The organism is Klebsiella sp. K-Nf6, from assembly GCF_002806655.1.
Lineage (GTDB): Bacteria > Pseudomonadota > Gammaproteobacteria > Enterobacterales > Enterobacteriaceae > Klebsiella > Klebsiella variicola.
On sequence record NZ_PIBN01000013.1, the window covers coordinates 63,815 to 79,143 of the forward strand.

Here is a 15,329-nt window from a genome sequence, read left to right on the forward strand (position 1 = left end):
CCTTACGCCTGGCGCTTATCTTCCGTTTGGGTGTCAAAGTCGCGGGCGTCGTGGCGCTCATGCAACTGCTCATTGAGCGGGCCGTTGGTGCGGTTGACGATGCGTCCGCGCTTGACGGCCGGACGGTTGCCGACATCCTGCGCCCAGCGCAGCACGTTTTTATAGCTCCCGGCGTCGAGGAACTCCGCCGCGTTATAGACATTGCCCAGCACCACGTTGCCATACCACGGCCAGATAGCCATATCGGCGATGGTGTACTCCTCTCCAGCCACATAGCGACCACGGGCGAGCTGTTTGTCCAGCACGTCGAGCTGGCGTTTGGCTTCCATCGTAAAGCGGTCGATCGCGTACTCGATCTTCACCGGCGCATAGTTATAGAAGTGGCCGAAGCCGCCGCCGAGGAACGGCGCCGCGCCCTGCAGCCAGAACAGCCAGTTGAGGGTTTCGGTGCGACCGGCAGGATCTTTCGGCAGGAAGAAGCCAAATTTTTCCGCCAGATAGAGAAGAATGTTGCCGGACTCAAATACCCGGGTCGGCGGCGTGGTGGAGTGGTCGCTGAGGGCTGGGATTTTCGAGTTCGGGTTGATGTCGACAAAGCCGCTGGAAAACTGATCGCCTTCGCCGATGCGTATCAGCCAGGCGTCGTATTCCGCGCCGCTGACGCCCAGCGCCAGCAGCTCTTCCAGCATGATGGTCACCTTCTGGCCGTTGGGTGTACCGAGTGAGTATAGCTGGAGCGGATGGGTACCGACCGGCAGGACGCGTTCATGGGTCGCGCCGGAAACGGGACGGTTGATATTGGTGAACGCGCCGCCGCTGTTTTGCTTCCATTCCCACACTTTTGGTGGCTGGTAGTTTTGCTCTGACATGCTGGTTTGCCTTTTTCGTGGATGTACAAAAAGTGTAGCAGGTGACCTCAGGCCATAATGCGCGCAGCCCACACGCTGACATCATCGCCGCTGCCCAGATCCGGCTGCACCAGGCCATTGACCATAAAGGTCGGCGAGACGTGGATGCCGTTCTGACGGGCGTATTTACTGTGCCACTTGATCACGTCCTGCAGCTCCGGGCGGGCAAAGGCGGCCCCCAGCAGCACGTGACTGTAACGTTCAATGCGTTCAATGATTTGCTGCGGCGTGGCGTTCATGTTCGGCCCGCTGCAGTGATCGGTAAACTCAAACTCTTCCCGATGGTCGGCCACGGCCTGCATCACCTTATGCGCCTGCTCTCTACCGTGCGGCAGGGTGGACGCGGCGAGGATGCAGCGGACGATAACCCCGGAGAACAGATGCCACGGCTGCGACTGCAGGCGTATCTTGATGGTAACGTTATCGGCGCCGACCTCATCAAGCAGGTCGTCGAGTTTATTAAACGCGCGGACAGAGTAGGGGCAGGTGGGCTCAAGGAACACCTCAAACGTCCGCGGGCCGTGTCCCCAGACCAGCGGTTGGGCATTCAGATGCGAGGGTGTGCTCATTGTCGACTCCTGATGTTGCGTTGTTTTTTTGTTATATCACCGATAACGATATCACTTTTGCTTCCGGCTGCAGGGTTATTTTCCTTAACGGCACGATTAGCGAAACGAATGAGTGGTATCATCGTTACACCTCTGTCTGGTAAGTGCCTGCGGCAGGATAAGAAGAGGGAGTTTTGTTTCGCCAACTGCCCGGGCTGCATTAATTTGAGGTCAGGCTAAATGAGCAAAGGATCGACAAGCAGTGACGCCCCGTTTGGGACATTGTTAGGCTACGCGCCCGGCGGCGTGGCGATTTATTCATCGAATTACAGTAGCTTAAATCCGCAAGACTATCCGGATGACGCGACGTTTCGCAGCTACATCGATAATGAGTATATGGGACATAAATGGCAGTGCGTCGAGTTTGCACGCCGCTTCCTGTTCTTGACCTACGGGTTTGTCTTTACCGATGTGGGGATGGCGTATGAAATCTTCTCCCTGCGTTTCCTGCGTGAAGTGGTCAATGACAACATTCTGCCGCTGCAGGCCTTCGCCAACGGTTCCCGCCGTCCGCCCATCGCCGGTTCGTTACTGATCTGGCAGAAGGGAGGCGAGTTTAAGCACACCGGCCACGTCGCGGTGATCACCCAGCTTGTCGGCAATAAAGTGCGTATCGCCGAGCAGAACGTCATTCACTCGCCGCTGCCGCAGGGCCAGCAGTGGACCCGCGAGCTGACCCTCGAGGTCAACGCCGGCCGGTACACCATCAAAGATACCTTTACCGATACCGAAATTTTAGGCTGGATGATCCAGACCGCCGATACCGAACACAGCCTGCCGCAGCCGGTGCTGCCTGGCGAGGCGATGGCGATCAAAGGCGCGCGGCTGCCGAACAACGGCCAGTTCCGCGGCAAATGGCTGAACGAGAAAGATCCGCTGCAAAAAGCCTACGTGGCGGCCAACGGCCATTTCATCAACCAGGATCCCTACCAGTATTTCACCATCAGCGAAAGCGCCGAACAGGAGCTGATCAAAGCCACTAACGAGCTGCATCTGATGTATCTGCACGCCACTGATAAGGTGATGAAGGATGATAACCTGCTGGCGCTGTTTGATATCCCGAAAATCCTCTGGCCGCGTCTGCGTCTCTCCTGGCAGCGCCGTCGTCATCATATGATCACCGGGCGCATGGATTTCTGCATGGACGAGCGCGGGCTGAAGGTGTACGAGTACAATGCCGACTCCGCCTCCTGCCATACCGAAGGCGGGCTGATCCTTGAGCAATGGCTGAAGCAGGGCTACTACGGCACCGGCCACAATCCGGCGGAAGGTCTGCTCGATGAGCTGGCGGGGGCGTGGAAACACAGCCGGGCGCGGCCTTTCGTGCACATCATGCAAGACAAGGATCTGGAAGAGAATTACCACGCGAAATTTATCCAGCGTTCGCTGACCCAGGCCGGTTTTGAGAGCAAAATTCTCTTTGGCCTTGATGAGCTGCGCTGGGACGCCGCCGGCCAGCTGATTGACGCTGACGGGCGGCTGGTCAACTGCGTCTGGAAAACCTGGGCATGGGAAACCGCCATTGAGCAGGTGCGCGAAGTCAGCGCCGATGAGTACGCGGCGGTGCCGATTCGTACCGGACATCCGCAGAATGAGGTGCGGCTGATTGACGTCCTGCTGCGTCCTGAAGTATTGGTATTCGAACCCCTGTGGACGGTGATCCCGGGCAACAAAGCGATTCTGCCTGTGCTGTGGTCGCTGTTCCCGCATCATCGCTATCTGCTGGATACCGATTTTGTGGTTAACGAGGAGCTGGCGAAAACCGGCTACGCGGTTAAGCCCATTTCCGGACGTTGCGGGAACAATATCGATTTGATCGGTCCTCAGGATGAGGTTCTGGATAAGACCAGCGGCCAGTTTGTCGATCGAAAGAATATCTACCAGCAGCTGTGGTGCTTGCCGAAAGTCGACGGTAAGTACATTCAGGTGTGCACGTTTACCGTTGGCGGTAATTACGGCGGTACCTGCCTGCGCGGCGATTCGTCGCTGGTGGTGAAAAAAGAGAGCGATATCGAGCCGTTAATCGTTTTGAAAGACAAAGCATGACGTGCGAAACCCGGGTAGCGGCATACCCCTGTCCGGATGACAACGTACTGAAAAGGATAGCCCCGGCATGGTACGCGCCGCCGGGGAACACCTGCAACGAAGCGAAGATAATTAACACAACAACAAGACAGAAAAGGAAAATAGTATGCACGATCGGCGTCTCGCCGCCCGCGCGGGTGAACTCAAGCCCTCCGCCGTCCGCGAACTTCTCAAGCACAGTAAACTGCCCGGCGTGATCTCGCTTGGCGGCGGCATTCCGGCCCCGGAACTGTTTGATACCGAAGGCCTGGAGCTGGCGGTGCAGAAGGTGATGAGCGAACGTTTTCATGACGCATTCCAGTATGGTCTGACGGAGGGCTACCCGCCGCTACGTCAGGCGGTGAGTGAAATCTGTCACTCCCGTGGCGTGACCTGTTCTCCCGCTCAGGTCTATATCACCTCCGGCTCGCAGCAATCGCTGGATATCGTTGCTCGTACGCTGCTCGATCCAGGTGACACTATCGTCGTTGAACGTCCCACCTATCTGGCGGCGCTGCAGGTGTTTCAGCTGGCGCAGGCCAATATTCTCAGTGTCGACACCGATGATGACGGGATGCTGGTGGAGCAACTGGCCGACCTGCTGGAGACCACCCGCGTCAAAGCCGTTTATCTGGTGCCGACGTTCGGCAACCCCGGCGGCAAAACGCTGAGCGAGACGCGTCGTCGTCGCCTGGTTGAGCTGGCGAAAAAATATGACTTCGTCATTCTGGAAGACGATCCCTATGGCGAAATTAGCTTCACTGACGCCGTTCGACGCCCGCTCTATCAGCACGCGGTTGAGCTGGGCTGTGAAGATCAGGTGGTCTACACCTCGACCTTTTCGAAGATCCTCGCGCCGGGGATGCGCATAGGCTGGGTCGTGATGCCGGACTGGCTGGCGCAGCAGACGGTGATCGTGAAGCAGGCGGCGGATCTGCATACCAATATGCTGTCGCAGGTGATTACCGCGGAGTACCTCGGCATGAACCGGCTGGAGAACCAGATCGCGTTGATTCGCGAAGACTACCGCAAGAAGTGTGTGGCGCTGGCCGACGCGCTGGAAAGCCGCCTTGGCGAGCACCTGGAATTCAGCCGCCCGCAGGGTGGCATGTTCCTGTGGGCGCGTTTCCGCTATCCGTTCGATACCATGGAATGGATGAAGAAAACGCTGGAAAACGGCGTGGTCTACGTTCCTGGCGAAGCGTTCTATCACGATAAGCCGGATACCCGTACTCTGCGTCTCTCCTACTCCACGGTGTCAGAGGCCGGGTTGCTGACGGCCGTAGAGCGGCTGGCGGCCTCCCTGTAACGACTCTGCTGTGCGCCGCTTAACGACGGCGCACAGCCCTTCGCGACGAGAGCGGGAGGAACTGACGTTAGCGTCCAGCCCCAGGATCAATCTGTTTCGGCGATCCGGTCATCCAGCCAGACCAGCATCAGCGATGCGAGAAAAGCAACCGCAAAGGTGCCAATAAACAACCACATAAACGTCCCTCGCGGGTTAATTATTTTTCTGAGTTTACCGGAGAGCGATCGTTTCGGTCGGAGATGGAGATTTTTGTCCCAGCAGAATGGCTGGCGAGAGAGAAAAAGTCATCGGCATCAATATCGAAGTTGAGAATAATTTCTCTGTATTTCCCACCGTTAATCAACGCTTTGGCTTCTTTAATACTACTGGCAATAATGACTGGCATCAGTTTTATCTCATTTTGAAAACTGAGAAGCAAAATAAGAGTTAGTTCGTACCAGATCAACTACTTTTTATAGTATGTCGCTGCAGAAAAAAACGTCATATCGCGGCCCCGCAAGGGCGGGGTGTTTTGTGGCAGTCATCTGGTCATCAACAGCACAATCTCATTCGACGCTGAAGATATACTGCGATTTCGCCCCCCGTCAGGATGATTTTCCCTGCTGTTTTTCGCGCAATATCTCGCCACAGCGCTGCCGATCTTCGCCCAATATTTGCTGCTCCTGTGCGCTGAGCTGGTGCCAGGTGTCCAGCATCCGCTGCCCCAGCGCCGGCAGGTAATGGGTTTTATGCAACGCATAGTCAGAATTTCCCCCTTCGACGATATTTTGCATATCGTGGAGGAACTGGCGGCTGTCGTCATGATCGATCATGCAAAAGACTGCCCGGTAGTAGGCTTCTTCATCTGCGGTGTAATGCGGGGTGAACCACCAGACCAGCAGCGCGATAAGCGCTAAAAGCGGGATAATAAAAGGTAATTTTTTCAACATCAGTTTTTCGGCCGGAGACAATCAGCGGTAAGTGTACCTGCAATGACGGCCTGATGTAAGCGCCGGCCCCGGCGGGCCGGCACAGGCTAGTAGCCAACCGGGTAGATGCGGCCGGTCTGAACGCCTTCAATGCTGCGACGATAGGCCTGCGCCACGGCGGCAGCGGGGACGCTGGCAAAGCCCGGGAAAAAGTCGCCGTAGGCCGCCAGCGACTCGCTGAGTACGGTGGGGCTAATGAGATTGATGCGGATCCCGCGCGGCAGTTCGCAGGCGGCGGCGCGCACAAAGCCTTCCAGACCGGCGTTGACCGTCGTGGCATTGACCCCCTGAGCAATGGGCTCCTGGGCGACAATACCGCTGACCAGGGTAATCGACCCGCCGTCACGCAGGAAATGCTGCCCGATCAGCGCCAGGCGAATTTGCCCCAACAGCTTGTCCTGCAGCCCGAGGTTGAACTGGCTGTCGGTCATGGTGCTTAACGGCCCAAAGTGCAGATTGCCGGTGGTGGAGACGATGGCATCTACTTCGCCCGTTTGGGCAAATAGCGCCTCGACGCTCTCCTGCGAGGTGATATCCACCTGATAATCTCCCCGGGTGCGGCCGACGCGGATAACGTCATGTCTCTGGCTCAGCTCTTCGCTGACCGCGCGACCGATGGTGCCGCTGGCACCGATAACGATAATTTTCATGGCTGTCTCCTGATGAGGTGAGAGGCTATTCTTTAATAAAACGAATATCGGATAAACTGGCTAAAAGTTAGAACATTACTAACCAGAGGTTAGCAATATGGATAAGCTGCGAGGGATGGAGACGTTTATTGCCGTGGTGGAGTGCGGCAGCTTTACCGGGGCGGCGTCGCGCCTGGGGCTGTCGGCGGTGATGGTCGGGAAATATATCGCCCAGCTGGAAAGCCAGCTGGCGACGCGTCTGCTGGAGCGTAACACCCGACGCCAGAGCCTCACCGACGCCGGGCGGGTCTATTTTGACGAAGCGAAACGGGTGATGGAGCAGGTCTCCATCGCCGAAAGCGCGGTCGAGCGGCTGCGGCTGGCGCCCGCCGGCACTCTGCGGGTGAGCGCCCCCACCTCGTTTGGCGCCAGCGTGATCGCGCCCCTGACCGCCACCTTCCTGCAGGCCTGGCCTGCGGTCCGGGTGGAACTGGATCTGACTAACCGGATGGTCGATCTGGTGGATGAGGGGGTCGATCTGGCGATCCGCATTGGCGAGATCCATCAGGAGGATCTGGTGGCCCGCTATCTGGCGCCGTATCGGATGGTGATCTGCGCCGCGCCGGCTTATCTGGCGCGTTACGGGACCCCCGGGACGCCGGAGGATCTCGCCGATCATCTCTGCCTGTCCCATACGGTCTGGACCGCCCGCAACGAGTGGCGGCTGCCGGGCATGGAGGGGGAAGTGCGCTGGAAACGCGATGCGATTTTACGCTGTAATGATGGTTACGCGCTGCGCCAGGCGGCGATCGCCGGGGCCGGGCTGCTGATGCAGCCGGAGGTGCTACTGGCCGATGCGCTGGCCAGCGGCAGCCTGGTGCGGGTGCTGGAGGCTTGGACCCCGCAGCCGAGACCCGTGCATCTGCTCTGGCGCCAGGATCGTCGGCCCCTGCCGAAGCTGACGCAGTTTATCGCCCACCTTCAGCAGGGAATGGCCGACGCGCTGACCCCGAGCCGCGCGTCGGAATAATCACTCTTCCCGCAGCGCCTGCTGCCAGTCGGCAATCAGATCGTTGGGATCTTCGATCCCCACCGACAGGCGGATCAACTGCGGCGTGATGCCGTTCGCCAGACGTTTCTCCAGCGGGATCGAGGCATGGGTCATGCTGAAGGGCTGGCTCACCAGACTCTCCACGCCGCCCAGGCTCTCCGCAAGCGTAAACCAGCGCAGCTTGCTGATGATGCGCTCGGCGTAACCATCATCGCCCTTCACCACCACCGAAATCATGCCGCCGGGCAGCGCCATTTGCTGGCGCGCCAACTGATGATGCGGGTGCGAGGCCAGCCAGGGGAACCAGACTCGCTCCACTTCCGGCTGCTGTTCCAGCCATTCGGCGAGCTGCAGCGCGTTCGCGCTGTGGCGCTCCATCCGCAGCGCCAGGGTACGGATACCACGTAGCGTCAGGAAGCTGCTGAACGGGTCGAGTACACCGCCTACCGCATTCTGCAGATAGCCAAGCTTTTCCGCGAGCTCGGAGTTATCGCCAACCACCGCCAGGCCGGCGACGACATCGGAATGGCCGTTGAGGTACTTGGTTGCGGAGTGCACCACAATATCAAATCCATGCTCCAGCGGGCGATGGATCGCCGGCGAGGCGAAGGTGTTATCGGCGACGCTGATCAGGTTATGGCGTCGCGCGATGGCGGCGATGGCGCTGAGATCGGCCAGCTTCAGCAGCGGGTTGGTGGGCGTTTCCACCCAGATCATGCGCGTATCGGGGCGGATCGCCGCCTCAATCCCCTTCAGGTCGTCGGGTTTCACCCAGCTCACCTGCAGACCAGCGCTACGGCGGCGAACGTTTTCCAGCAGGCGGTAAGTGCCGCCATACACATCATCGACCGCCACCAGGTGACTGTCCTTATCCAGCAGCTCCAGCACGGTGGAGATGGCGGCCAGCCCGGAGGCGAACGCGTAGCCGCGCGTGCCGTTTTCCAGGTCGGCGATCGCCGTCTCCAGCGCGTGGCGGGTAGGGTTCCCACTGCGGGAATATTCATAGCCGGTATGCTGCCCCGGCGCCGGCTGAGCAAAAGTGGAGGTAGCATAAATCGGCGGCATCACTGCGCCGTGGCTGTCGGTGAAGGTTCCGCTATGTACGCTCAGGGTGTGGATAGATGACATAAAAAATTCCTTATTGTGCAAGTCGGTTACGCCAGGCGGTCAGTACATCGCTACGGGTGACCAGACCAAGAAAACGTGCGTTATCTGTGATCACCGCTACCAGGCCGCGATCGAAAATGGCCTGCAGCGCGCTCTCGGGCGCCTGCTTATCGAGGGTTTCAACATGGCGGCTCATCGCTTCGCTGACCGGCAGGGAGAAGCGTTGGCGATCGCCCTGTACGTGGCGGATTAAATCCCACTCATCGACGATGCCAACGACGCGACCATCCTGCAGCACCGGCAACTGGGAGATGTCATACAACCGCATGCGGGCAAAGACCGCGGCCAGGGTGTCGTCCGGCGCGGCGGTGACGGTGGCGCCTTCATCATGACGCAGGGCGATAAAATCACTGAGATCGCCCTGTTCGGGCCGGGCGATCAGTCCTTGCTGGCGCATCCAGTCGTCGTTGAACATTTTTGACAGGTATTTATTGCCGCTATCGCAGGCGAAGGTCACCACCCGTTTCGGACGGCTTTGTGCCCGGCAGTAGCGCAGCGCGGCACTGAGCAAGGTGCCGGTGGAGGAGCCGGCCAGCACGCCCTCGACCTGCAGCAGCTGACGCGCAGTCTGGAACGCTTCGCGGTCGCTGACGCGATACGCGGTATGCACCCCCTCCAGCCTGGCCAGCGGCGGGATAAAATCTTCGCCGATCCCTTCGACCAGCCAGGATCCCGTTTCGCCATAGCGACCGGTATCAACCTGATCGGCAAGGATCGAACCCGCCGGATCGGCGAGAATAAATTCCGTTTTTGGCGAGTGTTTAGCAAACCAGGCCTGAAGCCCGCCCAGCGTGCCGCCGGAGCCGACGCCGACAACGACGACGTCAATGTCGCCCTCCAGCTGCTGATAAAGCTCCGGCGCAGTGGAGGTGGCATGGGCCAGCGGATTGGCGTCGTTATTAAACTGGTCGATATAAAAGGCGCCCGGCGTTTCATCGGCAAGGCGGCGGGCATAATCCTGATAATAGGCCGGGTGGCCTTTATTGACGTCGGAACGGGTGAGCAGCACCGTCGCGCCCAGCGCCCGCAGGTGAAAGATTTTCTCGCGGCTCATTTTGTCCGGCACCACCAGGATCAGCCGGTAATTTTTCTGCGCCGCGATCAGCGCCAGCCCGAGGCCGGTGTTGCCGGCGGTGGCTTCGATTATCGTTCCTCCGGGCGCCAGTTTTCCCTGGCGCTCGGCTTCATTAATCATCGACAGCGCAACCCGGTCTTTAATTGATCCACCCGGGTTCTGATTTTCCAGTTTTAAAAACAGACTGCAGGGGCCGGTATCCAGTTTGTGCAACTGGAGCAGGGGAGTATGACCGATCAGGTCGCTCACGGAATGAAACAGTGACATAACCATTTACCCACTCGTTTAAGATATTTTTGCATGGTAGAGCTGTGAAAACGGTAATTTAAAGAACATTTCTCTGTCTTTTAGCGTCAAATGGAATATAAGATGCTATTTGGCCATCTGGAGGGAAAGCAGGGTAGCCACCTGGGCGGATCGATTTCCAGAAAAGGGCGTTTTTAGCCGCTTTTAGCGATAAAATGGCGATTTGAATCAGCGTGTTATCTGATATCTGAAAATGTATTTTCGAAAAGATTCTATGGGGAACAGGCCTTAATGGCACAGAGGATACGGCGTGGTAGAAACCCACGGATAGAGGGCGCAGAAAAGCAAAAACCCGCCTTTTGGGCGGGTTCTTTAAATAGTGGTGCCCGGACTCGGACTAACGCCGCAGGCGTTGAACAGCGCGCTTGTCGCGTTGGCCCCGAAGGGGTGAGCCGCTGTGCGGCGAATAATCGAACGGAGTTCGATGGAGAGTCCGGATGCAGAAAAGCAAAAACCCGCCTTTTGGGCGGGTTCTTTAAATAGTGGTGCCCGGACTCGGACTAACGCCGCAGGCGTTGAACAGCGCGCTTGTCGCGTTGGCCCCGAAGGGGTGAGCCGCTGTGCGGCGAATAATCGAACGCAGTTCGATGGAGAGTCCGGTCGCAGAAAAGCAAAAACCCAGCCATAGGCTGGGTTCTCTGAATAAGTGGTGCCCGGACTCGGAATCGAACCAAGGACACGGGGATTTTCAATCCCTGATTTAAACACGCATAGAACGTTTGTTACCTGTAAACCGTACACAGGTGACTTATATGCATGTAATTTCAGTAATTTCTACCAAAGGCGGTGAAGGTAAATCCACTCACTCCGCCAACCTGGCTGGCTTCTGTGCCGACGCCGGTCTCAAAACCCTTCTGATTGACGGCGACTACGCCCAGCCAACTGCCTCCAGTTACTATTCTTTACGCTATGAAGCGCCATGCGGTCTTTACGAGATGCTGATGCAGACCGTAGAGCTCAACCGTCCCGGGCAACTGATTTCCGAGACCTGCATCGATAACCTTGACCTAATTATCTCTAACGATCCCCATGAACAACTCAAGACAGCCATGATGCACGCGCCGGATGGCCGTATTCGTCTGCGTAATTTACTCCAGCATCCACTGTTTGCTGCTTACGATGTGATCATCATCGATTCACAGGGCGCACGTTCCATCATGCTGGAACTGGTGCTGCTGGCAACGTCGCATACGGCGGTGGCGATGGTAAAACCTGTTGTGCCAGATGTCCGGGAGTTCCTGCGAGGGACGGTAACGCTAATGGAGGAACTTCTTCCCTACCGTGGGTTTGGCCTCACATTGCCGCCAATGAAAGTCCTGGTAAATTGCATGGATTACACCCTGCTGGCTGAAGAAGCGCTGGGTGCGTTAACCACGATTATTGCTGATGGAACGTATAGCAAAGCAGATATTCCTCCTGTCACTCTGCTCGAAACCCAAATCTACGACCTTGAAGTCTACAAGCTAGGCCATACACGGGGGCAACCCGCTCACCGCCTTGAATACCATACTGACCGTAAGAGTCTGCCAGCTGCGCAAACCATGCACGATCTGGCCTGTGAATTATTCCCCGAATGGCGTGACCGCTTTGGTGCGGTACTGCAAAACCAGCCGAAGAGGGATAAATAATGACACTTTATCGTGCAAATTACAGTCTCGTAGCTCGCGATGGTCGGGTAAAAGTTGATGAGCAATGGGTTTTTTTTGAAGCCAAAACCTATTCTGACGCTCTGGAAAAAATCCCTGGCCTACTGGAGGCGATGTGGGAATGTTGTGAATTCCAGCTCGAAGTATGGGGTCTGATGCCGGATAACCAGATTGTTGATCTCAGCATGGATATGGAGATTGATTCTCCCCGGGAGTGGCGTTTCTTTGAGGTCGGTTATTCCGCTGGTTCTGCTGTTTATCTTGATGTCGAACGTGATGGCTGGCCGCTGTTTCTTGTCTCCCCGTCCTGGCTGGCCCGTTTGAATAAAGCTCTGGTCGAATGTCGTAGCGCCGGAGGCCAGCATGAATAACGCCGAACAGATATTGCCTCCGCATTCAATCAGCGCCGAGCAAGCCGTCCTTGGCGGTCTGATGCTGGATAACGATCGCTGGGATGATATTGCAACGATTGTTTCTGCTGACCGCTTTTATTCGCGACCGCATGGCGTGATTTTCTCCGCCATGCAGACGTTGTTGCTTCAGAACAAGCCCATCGACCTGATAACCCTGGCTGAATCAATGGAGCAGCAAGGGACGCTGGAACAGTGCGGTGGCTTTGCCTATCTTGCCGAACTTTCCAAAAATACGCCCAGTGCAGCGAATATTGTGGCTTATGCGGAGTATGTTGCCAGCTACGGCCAGAAACGTCAGTTACTGGCGCTGGGGTACGATCTGGTCGGGCAGGCCAGCGACGCCAGAAGTGACCTGATAGTATTACTGGATGAAGCTGAGCGCCGGATTTTTGCTATTGCCGAACAGCAATCTCCGGATGGAGATGTTGATCTGCCTGCCTCACTGGAACTCTTCCTCAACCGATTAGAGCAACGTTGCGGTAGTGAAGATCTCATTACCGGTACGCCTACCGGTTTTGTTCAACTGAATACGATGACCAGTGGCTTCCAGCCCAGTGACCTGATTTTACTGGCTGGTCGCCCATCAATGGGGAAAACAGCGCTGGGGCTGGCATTCTGCGAAGGGGCATTGAACGAGCGCCCGGATATGGCGGTGCAGGTCTACAGCCTGGAAATGCCTACCGAGCAGTTACTGATGCGCTTCACCGCCATGCTGGGGCGTGTCCCTCTTCAACACCTGCGCAATGGCGATATGCAGAATGAAGACTGGGCGCGGGTCAGTGCAGCAATGAAAGTTCTGCTTGAGGACTGGAAAGGCAGGCTGGTGATTGATGATTCCAGCTATATGACACCGGCGCTCCTGCGCTCCCGGGTGAGAAAAAATATCCGTAAATATGGCCATCCATCCCTGATCCTGCTGGACTATCTGCAACTGATGCGCTGTCCAGGACAGGAGAACCGGACGCAGGAGATCGCGGAGATATCCCGCTCACTCAAAGCGCTGGCGAAAGAAATTGGTTGTCCGGTAGTAGCGCTGTCACAGCTTAACCGCTCACTGGAAAGCCGGGCGGATAAGCGTCCGAATAATGGTGACCTGCGCGATTCCGGGGCGCTGGAGCAGGATGCCGATCTGATTATGTTTGTTTATCGGGACGAAGTGTATGACGCCGATACGCATGAGCCGGGTGTGGCCGAAATTATTCTTGGCAAGCAGCGTAACGGCCCGATTGGCACCATAAAAGTGCAGTATCAGGCGGAGATTACCTGTTTCGAGGATTTTACAGGAGGTCGCTATGACTTCTAAGAAATCCAGCCAACTGGGCGAAAAGCTGCTCCAGCGTGGTCGTACCCCAAACATTGAAAGCACCGCCGTAGTGCTGCCGGTGAATGAAATGCCGATGGTTCTGACGCTGGAGCAGCTACGCCCCAATCCGGATAACCCCCGTACCTCCCGCAATCCAAAGTATGAAGATATCAAAGCGTCGATCCGCGCCCGGGGGCTGGATTCGGTGCCAAAAGTCACCAGAGATCCGGAAAGCCCCGAAGAGGTTTATATCTTCAGCGACGGTGGCAACACTCGCTATTCCATCCTGACGGAACTGTATGCAGAGACTGGCGATGAGCGTTTTCGCCGTGTTCAGTGCATCGTGAAACCGTGGCCGGGGCGTTTGCAGTGCGTTCTCGGCCATCTGGCCGAGAATGATGTGCGTGGCGAGCTGTCATTTATTGAGAAAGCCTTTGGCATCGAGAAGGCGCGGGATATTTACGAGGAACAACTGGGGCGTGAAGTGAGTCAGCGTGAGCTGGCCGATCTACTGAAAGAGGCCGGTTATCCGGTTCACCATTCGAATATCAGCCGTATGGTGGCAACAATCGAATACCTTTGGCCGTGGATGCCCAACCTGCTTAATTCGGGGATGGGACGGCCCCAGATAACTCAGCTTATCGCGCTACGAACTGCGGCGGAAAAAGCCTGGCAGACTTTCAGCCAGAGCGTCGAGTTACCTCCGGAACAGGAATTTAATGATATCTTTGGCGGTGTCTGCCGTGCCTTTGACGACCCGGATCACTACTCAGCCGATATCTTTAAAGAAGAGCTGATTGCGGCCCTGCTGAAGGCAATGCCCGATCCGCAACTGACCTATGATAGCTGGCTGATTGAGCTTGACCCGCAGGAACAGAACCGGCGCAAACTGTTTGGAGCGCCGGAGCCGCTTCCCCAGCATGTTCTGGATGCAGATAAAACCCATGATGAGCCTTCACCACCACCGGATGCTGAGCCGCCCTCCGTCACCACTGATTCCGGATCAACGAGGAAAAAGCCTGTCATTACCGGGGGTGACTCCTCTGATCATATTGATCTACCGCCCGATGAAGAACAGCTGGATCTTTATGCTGGGAATATATCTGGAGATTCAACATCTGACTTATCCGACACTCTTCTTGGCGCTGAGCCAGAGCCTGTTGATGGTGACGATCCGCTTCTGGAACCGCCTGCAAATACCATCACTTTTGCCGCGAACGGGCTGGAGCCGGTCACCGATATCTGGCATATCCCGGCGTTACAGGATGATGTTGAACATCTACAGGACATCGCGTTTCGTCTGGCGTTCGAACTGGCGGAAGTGATGGGGATTGAAGATGTTATTCAGGAAGATAAATCTCTCTTAGGCGCAGGCTATTCTCTCCCACCAAATGCGAACGGTGAACTGCTGGCCGCATTGTACGGTGGCGGATCTTATACCCCGTTATCGACGTTAACCGGATTTCTTCTCGGGGCGTCCAGTCCATTTGATGAACCCTTACTCAATGATGTGTATGCGGCGAAATTCCTGCGGTTGATCAGAGTTGTGCGCCGGTTGCGCGAGCTGCAACGCCAGACATTCGGGGAGGAGACAGCATGAAAGCTGACTGGGTTGATGAGGCGCAGGAAGTGACTCAACTGATGGTTGATAGCCAGGTAGAACGTATTCGCTCTTCGTTGATATCACCGGCGATATCGTCCTCTGAATGCGAACTCTGTGGACATGAGATCCCGGAAGCCCGCCGCAGAGCTGTTCCGGGCGTCAGGCTGTGCGTTGATTGCCAGACCATTGCCGAGTTTCGGCGGCGTGTTAGATATGGAGGAAACGATGAAAGCTGAAGCCACATCATGGATCGTTATTCTGCTTTGTTTTCTGGCATGG

At 56.7% G+C, this 15,329-nt stretch carries 16 protein-coding genes; 9 read left to right on the forward strand and 7 right to left on the reverse strand.

The genetic code is table 11. From position 1 onward, the window contains the following. Window positions 1-2 precede the first annotated feature (2 nt). Together yghU and CWM61_RS19980 are read right to left on the reverse strand one after the other, a co-directional pair. A complete protein-coding gene (yghU, locus tag CWM61_RS19975; RefSeq protein WP_100631772.1) occupies window positions 3-869 on the reverse strand; it encodes a glutathione-dependent disulfide-bond oxidoreductase in 867 nt (288 codons plus the stop codon). 47 nt (window positions 870-916) lie between these two features. Further along, on the reverse strand, window positions 917-1,477 hold the full coding sequence (locus CWM61_RS19980; protein ID WP_004150918.1) for a DsbA family protein: 561 nt from the start codon (window positions 1,475-1,477) through the stop codon (window positions 917-919). Between the two features lie 20 nt (window positions 1,478-1,497). Here CWM61_RS19980 and CWM61_RS29395 point away from each other — a divergent pair, with 20 nt between their 5' ends. From CWM61_RS29395 to CWM61_RS19990, 3 genes are all read left to right on the forward strand, one after another. Next, window positions 1,498-1,620: a hypothetical protein gene (locus CWM61_RS29395; protein WP_046881918.1), complete on the forward strand. Its 123-nt coding sequence runs from the start codon at window positions 1,498-1,500 to the stop codon at window positions 1,618-1,620. 76 nt (window positions 1,621-1,696) lie between these two features. Beyond that, window positions 1,697-3,562, forward strand: a complete 1,866-nt coding sequence (gss, locus tag CWM61_RS19985; RefSeq protein WP_100631773.1) for a bifunctional glutathionylspermidine amidase/synthase — start codon at window positions 1,697-1,699, stop codon at window positions 3,560-3,562. Window positions 3,563-3,707: 145 nt separating this feature from the next. Then, on the forward strand, window positions 3,708-4,889 hold the full coding sequence (locus CWM61_RS19990) for a PLP-dependent aminotransferase family protein (protein ID WP_008806493.1): 1,182 nt from the start codon (window positions 3,708-3,710) through the stop codon (window positions 4,887-4,889). A 196-nt stretch (window positions 4,890-5,085) separates the two neighbouring features. Here the strand turns inward: CWM61_RS19990 and CWM61_RS19995 are convergent, their stop codons facing one another. The 3 genes from CWM61_RS19995 to CWM61_RS20005 all read right to left on the reverse strand — a co-directional run bounded on the left by CWM61_RS19995 (window position 5,086) and on the right by CWM61_RS20005 (window position 6,507). Next, window positions 5,086-5,274 carry a hypothetical protein gene (locus CWM61_RS19995; protein WP_032733814.1) on the reverse strand — a complete coding sequence of 63 codons (189 nt, stop codon included), beginning with the start codon at window positions 5,272-5,274 and terminating at the stop codon, window positions 5,086-5,088. Window positions 5,275-5,473: 199 nt separating this feature from the next. Further along, entirely contained in the window at window positions 5,474-5,818 is a 345-nt protein-coding gene (locus CWM61_RS20000; protein WP_074387704.1) for a hypothetical protein, read from the reverse strand. Window positions 5,819-5,904: 86 nt separating this feature from the next. After that, complete coding sequence (locus CWM61_RS20005) at window positions 5,905-6,507, reverse strand: short chain dehydrogenase (protein ID WP_012540553.1); 603 nt, start codon at window positions 6,505-6,507, stop codon at window positions 5,905-5,907. Window positions 6,508-6,604: 97 nt separating this feature from the next. On the opposite strand from CWM61_RS20005, the gene CWM61_RS20010 reads away from it, so the two are divergent. After that, the gene (locus tag CWM61_RS20010; RefSeq protein WP_061153316.1) at window positions 6,605-7,516 is read left to right on the forward strand and encodes a LysR family transcriptional regulator; all 912 of its coding nucleotides are present in this window, start codon (window positions 6,605-6,607) and stop codon (window positions 7,514-7,516) included. On the opposite strand, the gene CWM61_RS20015 is transcribed toward CWM61_RS20010, so the two are convergent. Further along, window positions 7,517-8,665, reverse strand: a complete 1,149-nt coding sequence (locus CWM61_RS20015; protein WP_100631774.1) for a trans-sulfuration enzyme family protein — start codon at window positions 8,663-8,665, stop codon at window positions 7,517-7,519. It lies immediately after the preceding gene. Window positions 8,666-8,675: 10 nt separating this feature from the next. Further along, window positions 8,676-10,052, reverse strand: a complete 1,377-nt coding sequence (locus tag CWM61_RS20020) for a pyridoxal-phosphate dependent enzyme (RefSeq protein WP_165785082.1) — start codon at window positions 10,050-10,052, stop codon at window positions 8,676-8,678. Between the two features lie 785 nt (window positions 10,053-10,837). On the opposite strand from CWM61_RS20020, the gene CWM61_RS20035 reads away from it, so the two are divergent. The 5 genes from CWM61_RS20035 to CWM61_RS20055 are packed head-to-tail and all read left to right on the forward strand — an operon-like array spanning window position 10,838 to window position 15,286. Next, window positions 10,838-11,713 carry a ParA family protein gene (locus CWM61_RS20035; RefSeq protein WP_100631776.1) on the forward strand — a complete coding sequence of 292 codons (876 nt, stop codon included), beginning with the start codon at window positions 10,838-10,840 and terminating at the stop codon, window positions 11,711-11,713. Next, window positions 11,713-12,102 (forward strand): hypothetical protein, encoded by a 390-nt coding sequence (locus CWM61_RS20040; protein ID WP_087605504.1) that lies wholly within the window; start codon window positions 11,713-11,715, stop codon window positions 12,100-12,102. The genes CWM61_RS20035 and CWM61_RS20040 overlap by 1 nt, the downstream gene beginning before the upstream one ends. Beyond that, on the forward strand, window positions 12,095-13,447 hold the full coding sequence (gene dnaB-PI / locus CWM61_RS20045) for an SPI-7-type island replicative DNA helicase (protein ID WP_100631777.1): 1,353 nt from the start codon (window positions 12,095-12,097) through the stop codon (window positions 13,445-13,447). The genes CWM61_RS20040 and dnaB-PI overlap by 8 nt, the downstream gene beginning before the upstream one ends. Next, window positions 13,437-15,047: a ParB family protein gene (locus tag CWM61_RS20050; protein WP_100631778.1), complete on the forward strand. Its 1,611-nt coding sequence runs from the start codon at window positions 13,437-13,439 to the stop codon at window positions 15,045-15,047. Before dnaB-PI ends, CWM61_RS20050 begins: the two co-directional genes overlap by 11 nt. After that, window positions 15,044-15,286 (forward strand): TraR/DksA C4-type zinc finger protein, encoded by a 243-nt coding sequence (locus CWM61_RS20055; RefSeq protein ID WP_100631779.1) that lies wholly within the window; start codon window positions 15,044-15,046, stop codon window positions 15,284-15,286. Before CWM61_RS20050 ends, CWM61_RS20055 begins: the two co-directional genes overlap by 4 nt. Window positions 15,287-15,329 lie beyond the last annotated feature (43 nt).

Bases quoted from the DNA above. Each gene is read 5' to 3' on its own strand.
- CWM61_RS20005 (WP_012540553.1), bottom strand. From the start codon at position 6,507: ATGAAAATTATCGTTATCGGTGCCAGCGGCACCATCGGTCGCGCGGTC.
- CWM61_RS20040 (WP_087605504.1), top strand. From the start codon at position 11,713: ATGACACTTTATCGTGCAAATTACAGTCTCGTAGCTCGCGATGGTCGG.
- CWM61_RS19990 (WP_008806493.1), top strand. From the start codon at position 3,708: ATGCACGATCGGCGTCTCGCCGCCCGCGCGGGTGAACTCAAGCCCTCC.
- CWM61_RS20010 (WP_061153316.1), top strand. From the start codon at position 6,605: ATGGATAAGCTGCGAGGGATGGAGACGTTTATTGCCGTGGTGGAGTGC.
- dnaB-PI (WP_100631777.1), top strand. From the start codon at position 12,095: ATGAATAACGCCGAACAGATATTGCCTCCGCATTCAATCAGCGCCGAG.
- yghU (WP_100631772.1), bottom strand. From the start codon at position 869: ATGTCAGAGCAAAACTACCAGCCACCAAAAGTGTGGGAATGGAAGCAA.
- CWM61_RS20020 (WP_165785082.1), bottom strand. From the start codon at position 10,052: ATGGTTATGTCACTGTTTCATTCCGTGAGCGACCTGATCGGTCATACT.
- CWM61_RS20050 (WP_100631778.1), top strand. From the start codon at position 13,437: ATGACTTCTAAGAAATCCAGCCAACTGGGCGAAAAGCTGCTCCAGCGT.
- CWM61_RS19980 (WP_004150918.1), bottom strand. From the start codon at position 1,477: ATGAGCACACCCTCGCATCTGAATGCCCAACCGCTGGTCTGGGGACAC.
- gss (WP_100631773.1), top strand. From the start codon at position 1,697: ATGAGCAAAGGATCGACAAGCAGTGACGCCCCGTTTGGGACATTGTTA.
- CWM61_RS20000 (WP_074387704.1), bottom strand. From the start codon at position 5,818: ATGTTGAAAAAATTACCTTTTATTATCCCGCTTTTAGCGCTTATCGCG.
- CWM61_RS20035 (WP_100631776.1), top strand. From the start codon at position 10,838: ATGCATGTAATTTCAGTAATTTCTACCAAAGGCGGTGAAGGTAAATCC.
- CWM61_RS20055 (WP_100631779.1), top strand. From the start codon at position 15,044: ATGAAAGCTGACTGGGTTGATGAGGCGCAGGAAGTGACTCAACTGATG.
- CWM61_RS20015 (WP_100631774.1), bottom strand. From the start codon at position 8,665: ATGTCATCTATCCACACCCTGAGCGTACATAGCGGAACCTTCACCGAC.
- CWM61_RS19995 (WP_032733814.1), bottom strand. From the start codon at position 5,274: ATGCCAGTCATTATTGCCAGTAGTATTAAAGAAGCCAAAGCGTTGATT.